Here is a 14,988-nt window from a genome sequence, read left to right as displayed (position 1 = left end):
GTATGGAACCGCGATACCCACAATGAAGGCTATTGGTGTTTGTCTAATCTCATCCCTGCTTCTTCAATGATGCACCAACACCATGGTCTTGCCCTGTCCCGCCGCCTGTTTCTGGGCGGGGCACTGGGGAGTATGGCCGCAGCGGCCACGGCCCATGCGGCAGATGACATACTGGTAGGCCCGGCCCCCACCGCCACGTCTGACCAGACCACAAAGCTGATTGTGGCAGGCAGTGCAGAAACACCCTGTGGCGCATGGGCCACCCGGCTTGCTCCGGATATGGCGGAAGAGCTGGGGCAGCCGCCTTTTGACCTCACCTTCACCACCGGGTGGGACGGCGTAACAGGCGCAAACCTGTTTGATGCGCAGGAGCAATTGAGCACCGCATCCAGCACGTTACTTGTACCCGGCACAGCACTTATGGCCGCCATGACCGGGGATAGCCGCGTGCATTACGCGTATCAGCGCTGGCTACCTGTGTTAACAATATGCCAACCCAGCGTGGTTGTGGGGCATGTCAGCCTGCACCGCTCGCTCGGCGTTATTCTAAGCAGCAAAACCACCCGCATTGCGGTTTCCACCCCCACAGGGCCGGAACTGCCGACCCTTCTGGCCTTTGACCTGCTGGCCCTGCGGCCTCTGCCAGTCAGTGGCTATGCCACACCGGATGCCGCCATGGCCGCCCTGACCGGCGGACTGGTCGATGCCATTCAACTCCCCATGGATGCCGCCCTGAAAGAGCGGCTGGACACACTGGCCACCAAAGGATTTGTCCCGCTCTTTCTCAACACCGTAGCGCCACCCGTGCCAACACCGGCGGATATGGTGTTACCCCCCACCTTCCCGACCATATTGCTGCAAGAACGCAGGACATCCACACCGGCTTTTCTGCCACAGGCATGGCAAGCCATTGCGTCTGCCGCCAGCCTTAAGGCAGCCCTTGTTCTGCCCCTGTTAACGTCCCCCGCCAAAGTGGCGCGCTGGCGGCATGCGGCGGAAACATGCGCAGCCAAACTGAACCTGCAACAGATTGCGCTGGCTAACGGCCAAACCGTACTTTCGGGCGCAAAATGCATTGCCTCCTACGGCATGGCTACTCCCGATGTAAACGTGGGCATGGCACTCCGCCGCTGGCTGGCACTTAACCTGCCACGCTGGCGGAGCACACCAGTCCCCCCTGCGCAGCCCTTACCGCCTGCGCCTGCGCAGTAAAATCCGGACAGAGCCTTTATTCCCCTCATGGGGGTAAGCCAGCCCCAGTATGCTGGCCCGCATTTCCGGCCGCTCCAGCCAGTGGGGTAGTTCGCGCCGTAAAATGCCGCCTTCCTGCCCTGTACCCAGCCCTGTAATAATTTCCACACAGCGCAGGCCACGGTGGGCAGCTACGTCCATGAACTCTCTGAGCCGCACAAACGCTTCCTGCGCGACCATACCGTGCAGGTCGAGGCGTTTTTCCACCCGCATGCTCCCCTGGTGGAAACGCCGCCAGCTATAGTCATCCACACCGGGCTGGCGCTGGCCAATTTTTTCCGCAATGGGCGGCGCTGGCCGTACCGTTATGGGGGCTACCGCTGGAGCATGGTGGACTGTGGGGCGCACCTCCCACAACAGGCTCCCGGCGGGCCTGACCTTGGGCGGGTTTTTTTTATAATGCGTTTGCGGAATAGCCGCAGCACCCTCCGGCACAGGGGGCGCATCCCGGCCGAATGCCGTATCCGCCATGGGGGGGACAAGGCTGGCGCTGGTCAGGGGGGCCACATCACGCACCACCAGCGCCCAGAGCTGCTTTTCCGCCTCCTGTAACTGACGCCGCCTTTTTACCACCCTGTCCACCTATCGCGCTTTATTCCAACCGATCTGGCCCGGCATACCCTGCCACAAACACAAACGGCTCGCCCCACAGGCTTTATCACCTGCGGACGAGCCGTTGTTCAAGCACAGAAAGCGGGCATCCTCAAAGATGCCCGCCCGTGTCTTTCTGTTTTACTGTTTGGTGTTGGTCAGTTCATGGCCTTCATACTTGCCCGTCAGGGTTTGCAGGAACGCCACAATATCCGCCACATCCTGGTCAGACGGGTTGCTGTCCGGCGTCTGGTAACGGGCCATTTTGCGCACGGCTTCATCCAGTGTTTTTACGCTACCATCGTGGAAGTAAGGCGCGGTCAGCGTAATGTTGCGCAGGGTGGGCACCACAAAGCGGTTCTGGTCCAGCTTGTTATGGCTGATGGCGTAGATACCTTCATCCGCATCTGTCAGCTTGCCGCCGCGATCCTTGAAGTAATCGGACTCCAGCCCCATGACTTCGTAACCACCGCCACCAACACCAATACCGCTATGGCAACCCGAGCAGCCAATGGCCTTGAACCGCTCATAACCACGTTTGGCCTGCGGGCTGATCGCGTCTTCCTTGCCCTTGAGGTATTCATCAAACGGGCTGTCTGGCGTGATCAGGGTTTTTTCAAACTCGGCAATAGCCTGCGTAATGGTCTGCTGATCAACCTGCACATCCGGGCCAAAAGCGGCCTTGAACATACCGGCGTAATCGGGGTCTGCTGCCAGCTTCTGGGCAACTTCCGACCAGTCATGCGATCCCATTTCCAGCGGGTTCATAACCGGGCCTGCGGCCTGTGCAGCAAGGTCTGGTGCACGGGCGTTCCAGAACTGGGCGATCTTGAAATACGCATCATACACGGTTGGCACGTTAATCGGGCCTTTCTGGCCGCCAATACCGGTTGCGGTTACCAGATTATCCACCCCACCCTTGTCCAGCCCGTGGCAGCTTGCGCAGTTGAGCGTGTTGTCGCCTGACAGTTTTTTGTCAAAAAACAGCTTTTTGCCCAGCGCAACCTTTACCGGGTCCACCTCCACGCTTTCCGGTACGGGGCGTACGGGTTCGGCAGCCAGTGCTTGGGTTGCACCCGTATTGGCGTAGTATTTACGCCGGGTCTGCTGCACCCATGCCAGAATGTCCTGCCGCTCGGCATTGGACAGGTGCGCATGCCAGTGCAGCAGCAGGTACTGTGCCGGGGGCATGCGGTTCTGCACAATGACTTCCTCAATGCGCGACAGCTCTTCTTCCGACGGCGGCGTACCATGTTCAAACGCATGCAGAACAGGTTCCATACGGAAATGGCGCAACCCCTGATCGCGATCCCGTTCCATAATCGTGTTCGCCACTGGCAGACGGAAGTAAAAAGGCAGGTCCCGACCTGTTGCATGGCAGTAATCGCAACGTGCTTCATTCAGCGCATTAAACGCAGCCAAAGCAACGGGGTCTTTATGTGTTGGTGAAGACGGCACAAGCTCTGTTGCCGTTACATGGTCATAATGCTGCAAAAACGCAACTGTACCACCGTATGCCAGCAAGCCGACCCCTGCCAGAGAGACTAATATACGTTTCAAACCCCGATCCCCCGGTTCTATTTCTTTCTCTTATACGTTTTATTCATTCTTGAGCCCGTTGTGTTTGATGCACATCAAAATGTCAAAACGATTATTTTTATCGTAATAATAGATAAATCCGATCAGGCGAGCGGGCTGTTCACCAGATCGTGCATAAGACGTGCCCGGGCTATGGCCACGTACTCCGCATCTATTTCCATCCCCACACCACTGCACCCAAGGCGCTGGGCGGCCAGCAGAGTGGTGCCTGTGCCCATAAATGGGTCAAGCACCCGGCCTTTGGATTTGCCATGGAGCAGAATGCACTGCTCGGGCAGGGCTATGGGGAAAGTGCCGGGATGATCAAATTTTTCCGCCCGCCCGCGCACGGTCTCGTAAGGGATAAACCACGCATCCCCCCGGCAGCGGCGATCTTGCTGGTGTCCACGGCGGGCAATGTTGGTTTTGTCCTTATAAGGCACACCCGCGCTCAGCCGGTCCAGCGGCACATCCCCTTCGAGCGTGAAGTGAAAAAGATGTTCATGCCCACGGTGCAGGTAGCGCTGGCTGTTCATGGGTTTAAAATGGCCAAAACTATCCTCCCCCACGGAGATGGATTTGACCCATGAAATATGGTTTTGCAGCACAAACAGGTCGCGCAGGCGCACGGCCAGCTCGAACGGCAGCCACGGCTGTGCAGATGAGCCTGAGATATTCAGAAAAAACGACCCGTCCGGCTTAAGCACCCGCTGTAACTGTGTGGCAACCTCCACCATCCAGTCCAGATAATCGTTTTCTTCCCGCCGGTCGGGGTAGCTCCGGTAGGACAGGCCAATATTGTAGGGGGGGGATGTAACAATCACATCCACGGTTTCGGCCTGCATGCGCCGTAATGCGCGCAGGCAGTCGCCTAGAACAATGTCCTGACGACCAACCTTATAGCGTTTTGCCCGTGCGGGCGGGGTGGTGGAACCCGTGGCCGGCTTGTCCGCACTCACGCACTACGCGCCGCCGCAAGACGCCAGCCACTGCCACCAACGCCCAGCAGGCGTTCGAGCGTCCACATATCGGAAAACTCGGTCACGGCATCCGTGCCGGTAACTGGCTGGCCAGCCTGATCTTCCACCAGACTGATCTGGTCGGAAACAATGCGCACATCAATGGCAACCCCAAGCCCTACGTCCAGCTTTGTCAGCCGCACGTCCTCAATGGCGAGCGAGCGCACGGCCTGAATGTCTGTCCGCTGCTTCTGCCCGGCGGCTTCACGCGCGGTAATGGCAGCATCGAAGGAGTTATAGACCGCGGGTGTCAGATAGGTTTGCAGCACATCCCGGTTACCCTGGGCGTAGGCTTCCACAACCTGTGAAAACACGGTCTGCACGCTCATCAGGAACTGCTGGGGGGTAAATGCTGTATCCTGCTGGTTAATCTCAACCAGCAATTGCCCAACCCGCGTGCCGGGGGATGGCACATCGTATTCAACAGCGGGGCCAGCTGGCTCCACCTTGTTTTCCACCACACGGGGCGCTGCCTCCGCACGGGGGGGAACAGGCATGGTGGGGGGCTGGATGCCAACACGCTTACCCAGAACACTCCGCAAGCGCAGAGCCAGAAAAGCGGCTACCAAAGCCAGAAGAACCAGATCGACCGGAAAGTGGTCGAGAGAAAAATCCATCTGTTAAACGTCCACCAATCTGCCTGCACACAGCGTTTGCAGGTTTATATATTATTACGGGAAGAGCACTTTCCCTCGGGCTCTCATTATCACATAGTCATGACAGAGTGCGGTTACAATGAATACCAGTCCATCCGCCCTTGTAAAAGACCATTCCTGTTTTAAAAACCACTCAGGCTACCATGATCATCCTGCGTCATTGCGAAAGTGAGTTCAACCGCCTGTATAACCTGAGCGGGCGAGACCCCTGTGTGCCCGACCCTGCCCTTTCCGCCCATGGGCAGGACCACGCCCATGCTCTGGTGGATGAACTCCGGCACAAAAACATTACGCGCATTCTGGTTTCGCCCTTTACCCGTACCCTGCAAACCGCCACCCCCATTGCCCACGCGCTGGGCCTAACACCACAGATAACGCCCCTTGTGCGCGAGCGGGGTATGTATTCGTGCGATGTGGGCTCCCCCGCCTCCGCACTCATGCAGGACTGGCCGCAGCTTGATTTTGCCCACCTGCCCGAAAAATGGTGGTCTCCCTTACCAGAATCCGACCGTGCACTCAGCCTGCGGGCGCAGCAGTTCCGTGAGCAGATGCGCAAGGACGCCCCGCATGAGCACACATTGGTTGTTTCCCACTGGTGGTTCCTGCTTGAACTGAGCAACCAAAGCCTGGAAAACGGGGACTGGCTGCATCTTTCCCCATAAAAACAAACGCCCATAGCCTCCCTCCGGCATGGTGCATACGCCCAGCAAAGACCCGGATTGGAGTGTTGGCTAACCCCGCAGGTCATGCTACCGCCTTAAGGGAACCCAATACGTTTGAGAGCAGGAAGCTGTCATCAATGTCCGATACTGCCCAGTCCGTTCCGCCCGCCCTGCCACTGGCCATTAACCTCCAGTACACGCGCGATCTTTCCTTTGAAGTGCCCGTTGGGGCAGAAATCTTTGCAACCCTGCGCGCTCAGCCCCAGATCAGCGTAAACATCGATGTGCAGACCAACCGCCTGCAGAGTGATCAGATGGTTTACGAAGTCATCCTGAGCATCAAGGCCGAAGCCAAGGAAGCCCCGGAAACGGAAAACGGCCCCGCCGGGCGCACGGTGTTCCTGACCGAACTGGTTTATGCAGCCGTTGTCACCCTGACCAACCCGCCGCCTGAACTGGTTGAACCCATTCTGCTGGTTGAAGTCCCGCGCCTGATCTTCCCCTACGCGCGCAACATCATCAGCGATGTCACGCGTGATGGTGGGTTCCCCCCCATTGTGCTGCAGCCGATCGACTTTGTGGCCCTGTGGCAGGCCCGCCGCGCAGAATTCCCTGAAGCAGCAGGCCACGCATAAGCCTCTGCTTTGGGTGTAACAGCGCCTTGCAAAACCCGGCTGCCATTATGGTAGCCGGGTTTTTTATGTGTTCAGGCAACCCAGAGCCGCAAGCATGGCCGGGGCATCGGGCGTAGCGGCCACCGTAACCGGCCCCTGCCAGCCCGCAAGCTGCACCGCCTGCGCCACCTCGTGCGAAATCACAACGGCGCGCAGGGCCAACACCTGTGCGTATAGATGGCTACGGGGCACACTGGCCAGCCAGCTCCGGGCACTCCGGGCCGAAAAAAACAGAACCGCTGCAACCTGCCCGGCCTGCAATGCCTGACCGGCAGAGGCGGGAAAATCCACCACCGCACTGGCTCGGTACGCAACCCGCCGTACAACACTAAAACCGTGGCTGCGCAGGCTTTGCGCCAGTTCCACCCCCTGCCCCGCACCGGAAAAAAGCAGAAGTGTTCCCTGCTCCGGGGAGCACGTACCAACCAGCAGACGTACGAGCGCCTGCGCATTACCCTTGGCACTGCACACGGTAACAAACCCGGCCGCCCGCGCTTTTTGCGCAGTGCGGTCGCCCACAGCAAAAACAGGAATGGTGGGGCTGACACTTTCCGCCGCAGCGGCAACTGCCTGCCCACTGGTCAGCAGTAATGCAGCAGGCTGGCGTGGCAAATGCCGCACAGGACAGGCCCACACATGCAAGGCCGGAGCAGGAACAGGCACCCACCCCGCGCGGGCCACTGCCAAGGCCGTCTCCCCCAACCCCGGCTCTGGCCGGGTGATGAGAACACCACGCGACGACGGCGAATGCGAAAACGGCGGAGGCATGGAAGGCGGCCTGTGTGTGTTTTTACGCGTTTTCCTCAAAAATATCGGCCGGGCTATCCCTGCGCAGGCTGCATCCCAGTTCACGCCCCAGCCGTGCGGCATCTTCGGGCGCACCACTTATGCTGCGCTTGAGCAGGAAGGACCCGTCCTCCCGTGCCACAAGGCCGGTCAGGTGCAGTTTGGGCGTATCCCCTGCCACAACGGGAATAAGCTGGGCATAGCCCCCAATCGGCGTACGGCATGACCCGTCCAGCTCTGCCAGCAGGGCGCGCTCGGCCGTGGCAACGGCGCGGGCTTCGTAATCCTCAATGGCGGAAAGCAGTTCGCGCAGTTCAACATCGTCCTCACGCACCGTCACGCCAACAATGCCCTGCCCGGCGGCTGGGACCATAACGGTGGGGGAAAGCACAATGCTGGCGCGCTCGGCCATGCCAAGGCGGCGCAGGCCAGCCAGCGCAAGCAAGGTGGCATCGCACTGCCGGGCGGCAAGCTTGTCGAGTCGGGTCTGCACGTTGCCGCGTAGCAGGCCAAACTTAAGGTCCGGGCGTACATGCAGCATCTGCGCCTGACGGCGGACAGAAGCACACCCGACCAGAGCGCCTTCGGGCAAGGCCGAGTACGGATCATCCGGATCGGACTGTTCCAGCCGGGGGCCAAGGATCAGCGCGTCCCGTGCATCTTCGCGCTTGAGCGTACAGGCCAGCACCAGACCGGGGGGGAGCGTTGTTTCCAGATCCTTGAGGCTATGCACGGCAAAATCAATCCGCCGGTCTGCCAGAGCCTCATGAATTTCCTTTGCAAACAGGCCTTTACCGCCAATTTCCGCAAGCCTGCGGTTTTGCACCTGATCACCCGTTGTGTTGATCTGGTGTTCCTGAAAAGCGTTCATGTCCCGCAAGACGGGGCAAAAGCGTGTCAGCGTGGTCAGGAAGGCGCGTGTCTGGACCAACGCCAGAGGCGACCCACGCGTGCCCACGCGCAAAGGCAGGGAGTGACGTCCCGAATGACTGCCCGCCTTTTTCTGGCGTGCAGCCGCTTCTGCGGCAATCTCCTGCAAGGCGGGAGAAAGGACAGGTGAGGAAGGGTAGGCTGAATCCATAAGATGTGTCTATTACCGGGAATGGAGAAAGGACAAGATACGATGAAGCCCGGCTGGTCTGAAAAACTTGCGCGACCGGAAAAACATTCCGCCCCTCCCCATCCGTTGCATTCGTGCAAGAATACCGCTTTTTTTATGGTGCGTCCATGAGTGACCTTTCCGCCACCCATCAGCCCGCCGGGCCTGTTCTGGCCATTGAATCCTCCTGTGATGAAACCGCCTGCGCCATTCTGGCCCCCGATGGCACCTGCCTTGCCCAGCGCGTTGTCTCGCAGGATGGGCATGCGGATTTTGGGGGGGTGGTGCCAGAAATAGCTGCCCGCGCGCATCTGGCCCTCCTGCCTGCTCTGGTCGAAGCAACATTGGCAGATGCAGGGCTGGCCACCACGGACCTTGCCTTTATTGCCGCCAGCACCGGGCCGGGACTGATTGGCGGGCTGATCGTTGGCACAAGTTTTGCCAAAGGGCTGGCTCTGGCGCTGAATATTCCTTTTGTTGCGGTCAACCATGTAGAAGCCCATGCCTTGACCGCCCGCCTGCCCGGTATTGTGCCCGATGGTGCGCCTTTCCCCTACCTGTTGCTGCTGGTTTCTGGCGGGCATTGCCAGTGCATTGCGGTGGAAGGCGTTGGCCAGTACCGCAAACTCGGCGGCACCATAGACGATGCCGCAGGCGAAGCATTTGACAAGGTCGCAAAAATGCTCGGCCTTGGCTGGCCTGGTGGCCCGGCACTGGAAAAACTGGCCCAGATGGGCAACCCGGATGCCATAGCCCTGCCCCGCCCGCTCCTGCACCGGCCGGGGTGTGACTTCTCATTCTCCGGGCTTAAAACCGCAATTGCGCAAAAACTGGCCCCTTACGGGCAGGCTCCCCTGCCCCACCAGTTTGCCGCCGACCTTGCGGCATCCTTCCAGCAGGCGGTGGCCGATGTTGTGGCCGACCGCATCAACCATGCGCTGGACATGATGCCACAGGCCCGCCTTCTGGTTGCCGCTGGTGGCGTTGCCGCCAACACCACCCTGCGCGCCAGACTGGAGGACGTAGCCCACAAGCGCGGCCTGCGCTTTGCCGCACCTCCGCTCCGGCTCTGCACGGATAATGCCGTTATGGTCGGCTGGGCAGCCCTTGAAACATGGCGTGAAAGCGCTGAACGCGGCCTGCCCGCACCCAACAACACAACCCTGCGCCCACGCCCGCGCTGGCCACTGGAAGACATGGCCCAGCGTTTTGAACCCGATCAGGCCTCCGCATGAACTATCGCCACATCTACCACGCAGGCAATTTTGCCGACTGCATGAAGCACACGTTGCTGGTCAGCCTGCTCCAGCATTTTCTGCGCAAGGAAGCACCTTTTCTGGTGCTGGACACCCATGCCGGTATTGGCCGGTATGACCTTGAAAGCCCCGAGGCCGAAAAAACCGGCGAATACCAAAGTGGTATCGGCAGACTATGGGCAGAAGCGCCAGACAGCCCGCTTGCCCCGTGGCTGGAGCTGGTACGCAGGGCTGGCGGGCCACGCTTTTACCCCGGATCCCCCCTGCTGGCATCGCTCATGCTACGCCCACAGGACCAGTTGATCTGCTGCGAAAAACATCCGGTGGACAAACGGGCACTGTACCGCCTGTTTGCAGGCCAGCCCAACATAAGCGTGCATGAGCGCGATGCGTATGAGAGCCTGCGTGCACTCCTCCCCCCCAAAACAGCAAAACGCGGCCTTGTGCTGATCGACCCACCATTTGAGGAACCGGGGGAGTTTGACCGTCTGGCCGAAGCACTCCAGACCATTCGCACCCGCTTTGCCGCAGGCATGATTGCGGTGTGGTATCCCATCAAACACAGAACACCTGTGCGCCAGTTCCATACCAGCGTGGAGCAGGCGGGGCACCGCAACGTGCTGGTAGCTGAACTGCTGATGCGCCCACCCCACAACCCCGATGCCCTCAATGGGGCGGGGCTATTGGTGATCAAGCCACCTTACGGTTTTGCCGCACAGGCACAGCAACAGCTTGAGCGGCTGAAAACGGCACTTGGTGCGTTTGACGCCACAGTAAATGAACTGGTGCCTGAATAAACCAGCCCCCCCTTTTTTGCGTAAAAAGGCCTCATGCCTCAGTCGAAAAAAGGGGCGTGGATCTTGTGCGTAAGGGAGGCCGCCCCGCTTAAGTGGGGCGGCTGACATCCTTGAGCAGGCTGTGCCACATATCTGTTGCAAAGCCCTGCACGCCTGCGGCCAGAATCTGCACGCCAATGCACAGCAGAACGAGTGCCGCCATCCGGCTGACAATGCGTGTGCCGGTTACACCCAGCATGGATACCAGTTTTTCCGAGCTGGAATACGCAGCCCACACGATCAGCACCACGCAGATAGCAGCAACAGTCGTACCCGCCGAATATGCCCAGAAGGAATGACCTGATGGACAACCCGAGCCCAGGGCAATAGCCACGGCAATTGTGCCCGGCCCAACGGTAAAGGGCATAGCGAGCGGGAAAAACGCCGTATCTGCCCAGTTGGGCGACATAACGGTGCGCCCACCCTGCAGGGCCTGTTTTTCCTTCTGCGCTTCCACACTCTCCGGGCTTTGCAGCAGGGCCCATGCCCGCACGGCCACAACCAGACCGCCGGCCACACGCAGGGCGTTAACGGTTACGCCAAAAAACGCCAGAACAAGGCTGCCAAACCACAGGGAAACAATGATCAGCATAAAGGAATAAAAAGAAACCAGCCGCGCAAGAGCCATAATCTCGCGCTGGGAGCGACCATCGGACGCCTGAGCAAAAATAAGCGCCGCGCCAAATGGATTAACAATGGAAAACAGGGCGGGAAAAGCCAGCAGAAAAGAGGAAATCCCTGTCCTGACCATACTGCCGCTTAGCAGAACCTCGGGAAGATGCGCCGCCATAACCCTGCCCGGAACTCCAACACAAACACCACACCGGCCAACAGGCCGCTCAAAGAGGGACGTCGGTTACGTCCCGGTTGGCTTTATAGGTTTTTACAAAACGCGAGACCAGAGCAATATCCTCCGGCGGGTAACACAGATTGGTATTGCTGCCATCTTCAAGCGGCCACACATTCAGCCCGATGTCGTTGTAAATCCGGATAAAGCTGCCCCCCACCTGCCAGAAGGCAAGCCGCTGGCCCTGCTGCAAGGCCAGATCCCGCAACCGCCATATGGCCGAAATGCTGTCATCCTCCCCGCCGGCAGGGTCCCCCAGCCCGACGAGTAGGTTCCCGCGGTGGATAAAGGGAATAACCGCATCCCCTGCCTCCCCTTCTACAAAGCCTTCGGGCTTCATGTCTGCAATGTCAGGCAGGGCGTGTTCGAGCGTTCCGTAATGCTCGGCCATATCCTGCGTCCATGACTGGATAGGAATACGGGCAGGCCACATCAGCCGTGCCAGCACGACCAGAGCCAGCAGCACGGCCAGTGCCACGGTCCAGCGTACGGCCCCATGCGCGGGGGAGGCAAGAATAAGCTGCCACCAGCTCCCCGCCCCGGCATTGCGCGTGGCCAGAGCAATAATGCAGGCAAAAAACAGTAACAGGCACAAAAGGTTGGAGCGCGATAACGGTTCGCTCAGCAATTCGGCGCGGCGGTAATAGCAGTTCCGGAACGGCGCAATGAACAGTGCGGACAACCCCAGCATAACGGGCACAAAAATTGTGTTCCCGCGCAGGAAGGTCATGACCGTTGCCACCAGCAACAGGCCCAGCGCCCCCCGCCATGCCAACGTTACCCGCTGGGAAAGACCAATGGCCATGCCAATCAGCGCAACCCCCATAAGGGAGAGCAGATAGTTACCCCCCACATGCACAAGGCCCGCAAACGTGTCCGGCAGCATGGAAAACTTGGGAACAGGCTCCATCAGCACAAGGCAGAGCAGCAGCACGCCACACAGCGAGACAGCGCCCGTTGCCACGGCAACAGAAAAAGCCGCTTCGCTCTCACGCACAACCTGACTGGGCCTGCGCCGGACAACCTGTGCATCCTTGCCACGTTTGCGGTTTTTCTTTTTGGCAAGAGCGGCATCCCCCCGCAGAAACAGCTCATGCCCGGCAAACATGATGCCCGCCAGAAAGAGAGGGATAATGTAGTAAAAAAGGCGAAAAATCAGCACCACACCCAAAATCTGGGGGGCAGGCATATATGGGCCGAGCGCCAGCAGCATGGCCCCATCAAACACCCCCAGCCCGCCGGGCACACTCGCCACCAGCCCTGCCGTGTAAGATGCAATATAAATGGCCAGAAAAGAGCCAAAATCTACCCCGCACCCTTTGGGCAGCAGCACAAAGGCAATGCTGGCGGTTGCTGCAACTTCTGCCGTAGCCACCACAGTCTGCATGAAAGCCATGCGGGGGGATGGCAACGCAACAACCCATTTACGGAACCGGAATTCGCGCAGCCAGAAGGACAGCCCGATATACCCGGCTACCATCAGCCACAGCAGCCCGCCCACAAAGGCCAGCACCACCTGCGGCACACGGTTGCCAATACCGGGCAGTACCGAAGGCTCCAGAATAAGCACCGCCCCAATAAGGACCGCAGCCCCCAGCAGGTAGGTGGCAGAGCAAAAGGCAATAATCTGGGTAATGGCAAAGGCGTTAACGCCCCAGTTACGGTACAGCCGGTACCGGACCGCTGCCCCCGAAACTGCCGAAAAACCAAGGTTATGCGACAGCACATAGGAGCAGAAAGCCGCAAACGCCGCACGGCGGAAAGGCAATTGCCCATACCCGACCTGAATAGCGGCCAGCCGGTCGTAAAAAGACAGAATAAAGTAGGACAGTAATGTGCAGCCAACAGCAGCCCATAGCTGGAAGGCGGGAATAGCCTCCATGGCCTGCCGGATGTCGGTCATTTTCAGGTGCCGCACCTCATGCTGCACCACAAGAATGGCCGCCACCATCAGCACCAGCCCGACCAGATGGGGGAGATGCCTCAGCCGCTTTTTCCATCCCTTTTCCCCTCCGTGGAGGTCAGGTTGCTGGTCGGGGAGCTGGGGCATCTGTGTCATCTACTGCCAGACCCTGCTTAAACCTGCGTATCTCGCAAGAGGGCGGCGTCTATAAGGGCAATGGTTTCTGGCACACCGTACAGTGCAACAAAGCCGCCAAAGCGTGGCCCTTCCTTTTGCCCCAGAAGCACCTCATACAGGCAGCCAAACCAGCTTCTAAGCGGTTCAAACCCGTGGCGCTTGCCAATTTCAAACACCAGATTCTGCAAGATGGATGCGTCTGCCGCCTCCCCTTCAAAACCCCGCAGGGTTTCGGCCAGATCCACAAGTGCCGCGCGTTCCTTATCCGTTGGAGCACGGAAGGTTTTGGCAGGGCGGACAAAGTCCGCGTAATAAGCAATGGCATGCTTGACCAGTTCGGCCAGCATGGGATGCGTCTGTGGTGACACGGCACTGTCGTAACGGCGGATAAAGCCCCACAGCACTTCGGGCGTATCCGCATTGGCAACACTGGCCAGGTTGAGCAGCATGCCAAACGGTACCGGGCTTCCGGCATCTTCCGGCACGCTGCCTTTGTGAATGAACCATGCAGGGTTTGCCCGCAGGCCATTCCCGGCCGGGTTTTCTGCCTGAAGGGCGCGCGCCTTGTCCGCGTGGGTCAGGTAGTCATCCGCCGTTTTGGGGATCACATCAAAATACAGCCGTTTGGCCCGCTGCGGCTGGTTGAACATGAACTGGCCAAGGCTTTCCGGCGGGGCATAACGCAGCCACTCTTCCACCGACAGGCCATTGCCCTTGGATTTGGAGATTTTTTGCCCCTGTTCATCCAGAAACAGTTCGTAGGTCAGGCCCGCAGGCGGTGTGCCGCCCAGAATTTTGCAGATGCGGCCAGACAGGCGCACGCTGTCGATCAAATCCTTGCCCGACATTTCGTAATCAACGCCCAGCGCATACCAGCGCATGGCCCAGTCGGCCTTCCACTGCATTTTGGCGTGGCCACCTGTAACCGGCGTTTCAAACACCTCGCCTGTTGCGGGGTCGGTCCAGCGCACGGTGCCTGCTGCGGCATCAATCGCGTCCATTTTAACCTGCATGACCTCCCCCGTACGGGGGTGCAGCGGCAGAACGGGCGAATAGGTTGCCCGGCGGTCCGGCCCCAGTGTGGGCAGGATTACAGCCAGAATCTGGTCGTGCACTTCCAGCACCCGCAGCAGGGCCGCATCAAACCGGCCGGAGGTGTAATACTGGGTGGAGGAGGCAAATTCGTATTCGAACCCGAAACTGTCCAGAAACGCGCAGAGTCGGGCGTTATTGTGCGCTGCAAACGACTCGTGCGTGCCAAACGGGTCCGGCACGCGGGAGAGGGGCTGCCCTATGTACTTCTGCAACATCTCACGCTGGGGCACGTTATCGGGCACCTTGCGCAGGGCGTCCATGTCGTCCGAAAAAGCCAGCAGGCGCGACGGGCGGCCCGTAAGCGCCGTATAGGCCTGCCGCACCCAGGACGTGCGCGCGACCTCACCAAAGGTACCGATATGAGGCAGGCCGGAAGGGCCATACCCGGTTTCCAGCAGAGCCGGGCGCTCATCGGCGCCTGTGCTGCTACGTGTTGCAACATGATCGGCCAGTTTGCGCGCCTCTTCAAAAGGCCACGCGCGCGGAAGATCGGAAGCGGATGCTGTTTGGCTATCTGACATGCGCGGGAAGCTATGAATTGCGTGGCACCCGGTCAAT

The 14,988-nt window shown here is 59.5% G+C and carries 14 protein-coding genes; 5 read left to right on the top strand and 9 right to left on the bottom strand.

The genetic code is table 11. The features are described 5' to 3' along the window. The first annotated feature begins 66 nt into the window (after positions 1 to 66). Entirely contained in the window at positions 67 to 1,212 is a 1,146-nt protein-coding gene (locus HK20_RS01495) for a hypothetical protein (protein ID WP_086645317.1), read from the top strand. Here the strand turns inward: HK20_RS01495 and HK20_RS01490 are convergent. The 4 genes from HK20_RS01490 to HK20_RS01475 form a co-directional block, all read right to left on the bottom strand. After that, the gene (locus tag HK20_RS01490) at positions 1,189 to 1,824 is read right to left on the bottom strand and encodes a Smr/MutS family protein (RefSeq protein ID WP_086645394.1); all 636 of its coding nucleotides are present in this window, start codon (positions 1,822 to 1,824) and stop codon (positions 1,189 to 1,191) included. The two genes, HK20_RS01495 and HK20_RS01490, sit on opposite strands and share 24 nt — an antisense overlap. A 159-nt stretch (positions 1,825 to 1,983) precedes the next feature. Then, positions 1,984 to 3,402, bottom strand: coding sequence for a cytochrome-c peroxidase (locus HK20_RS01485; protein WP_086645316.1), 1,419 nt, complete (start codon positions 3,400 to 3,402; stop codon positions 1,984 to 1,986). A gap of 122 nt (positions 3,403 to 3,524) precedes the next feature. After that, a complete protein-coding gene (locus HK20_RS01480; RefSeq protein WP_086645315.1) occupies positions 3,525 to 4,379 on the bottom strand; it encodes a site-specific DNA-methyltransferase in 855 nt (284 codons plus the stop codon). Continuing rightward, positions 4,376 to 5,056: a Tim44/TimA family putative adaptor protein gene (locus tag HK20_RS01475; protein WP_086645314.1), complete on the bottom strand. Its 681-nt coding sequence runs from the start codon at positions 5,054 to 5,056 to the stop codon at positions 4,376 to 4,378. Before HK20_RS01475 ends, HK20_RS01480 begins: the two co-directional genes overlap by 4 nt. A 182-nt stretch (positions 5,057 to 5,238) precedes the next feature. On the opposite strand from HK20_RS01475, the gene HK20_RS01470 reads away from it, so the two are divergent. Together HK20_RS01470 and secB are read left to right on the top strand one after the other, a co-directional pair. After that, positions 5,239 to 5,757, top strand: coding sequence for a histidine phosphatase family protein (locus HK20_RS01470; protein WP_086645313.1), 519 nt, complete (start codon positions 5,239 to 5,241; stop codon positions 5,755 to 5,757). A 137-nt stretch (positions 5,758 to 5,894) separates the two neighbouring features. Further along, a complete protein-coding gene (secB, locus tag HK20_RS01465) occupies positions 5,895 to 6,392 on the top strand; it encodes a protein-export chaperone SecB (protein ID WP_086645312.1) in 498 nt (165 codons plus the stop codon). A 63-nt stretch (positions 6,393 to 6,455) separates the two neighbouring features. Here the strand turns inward: secB and HK20_RS01460 are convergent, their stop codons facing one another. Further along, positions 6,456 to 7,199: a uroporphyrinogen-III synthase gene (locus HK20_RS01460; RefSeq protein WP_086645311.1), complete on the bottom strand. Its 744-nt coding sequence runs from the start codon at positions 7,197 to 7,199 to the stop codon at positions 6,456 to 6,458. 22 nt (positions 7,200 to 7,221) lie between these two features. Continuing rightward, a complete protein-coding gene (hemC, locus tag HK20_RS01455) occupies positions 7,222 to 8,298 on the bottom strand; it encodes a hydroxymethylbilane synthase (protein ID WP_086645310.1) in 1,077 nt (358 codons plus the stop codon). A 146-nt stretch (positions 8,299 to 8,444) separates the two neighbouring features. Here hemC and tsaD point away from each other — a divergent pair, with 146 nt between their 5' ends. Next, the gene (tsaD, locus tag HK20_RS01450) at positions 8,445 to 9,551 is read left to right on the top strand and encodes a tRNA (adenosine(37)-N6)-threonylcarbamoyltransferase complex transferase subunit TsaD (RefSeq protein WP_086645309.1); all 1,107 of its coding nucleotides are present in this window, start codon (positions 8,445 to 8,447) and stop codon (positions 9,549 to 9,551) included. Further along, the gene (locus tag HK20_RS01445; protein WP_086645308.1) at positions 9,548 to 10,369 is read left to right on the top strand and encodes a 23S rRNA (adenine(2030)-N(6))-methyltransferase RlmJ; all 822 of its coding nucleotides are present in this window, start codon (positions 9,548 to 9,550) and stop codon (positions 10,367 to 10,369) included. The genes tsaD and HK20_RS01445 overlap by 4 nt, the downstream gene beginning before the upstream one ends. 88 nt (positions 10,370 to 10,457) lie before the next feature. Here HK20_RS01445 and HK20_RS01440 read toward each other — a convergent pair whose 3' ends face one another. Genes HK20_RS01440 through HK20_RS01430 form a run of 3 tightly spaced genes read right to left on the bottom strand, consistent with a single transcriptional unit; the run spans position 10,458 to position 14,951 of the window. Further along, positions 10,458 to 11,198, bottom strand: coding sequence for a MarC family protein (locus HK20_RS01440; RefSeq protein ID WP_086645307.1), 741 nt, complete (start codon positions 11,196 to 11,198; stop codon positions 10,458 to 10,460). 49 nt (positions 11,199 to 11,247) lie between these two features. Further along, entirely contained in the window at positions 11,248 to 13,314 is a 2,067-nt protein-coding gene (locus tag HK20_RS01435; protein ID WP_086645306.1) for a lysylphosphatidylglycerol synthase domain-containing protein, read from the bottom strand. Positions 13,315 to 13,331: 17 nt separating this feature from the next. Continuing rightward, on the bottom strand, positions 13,332 to 14,951 hold the full coding sequence (locus tag HK20_RS01430) for a lysine--tRNA ligase (RefSeq protein WP_086645393.1): 1,620 nt from the start codon (positions 14,949 to 14,951) through the stop codon (positions 13,332 to 13,334). Between the last annotated feature and the right edge of the window lie 37 nt (positions 14,952 to 14,988).

Source organism: Acetobacter sp. DsW_54 (assembly GCF_002153575.1).
In the GTDB taxonomy this organism is placed as follows: Bacteria; Pseudomonadota; Alphaproteobacteria; order Acetobacterales; family Acetobacteraceae; genus Acetobacter; species Acetobacter fabarum.
Note: the sequence above shows the minus strand (reverse complement) of the source record. Positions and strands in the feature narration are given on the sequence as shown.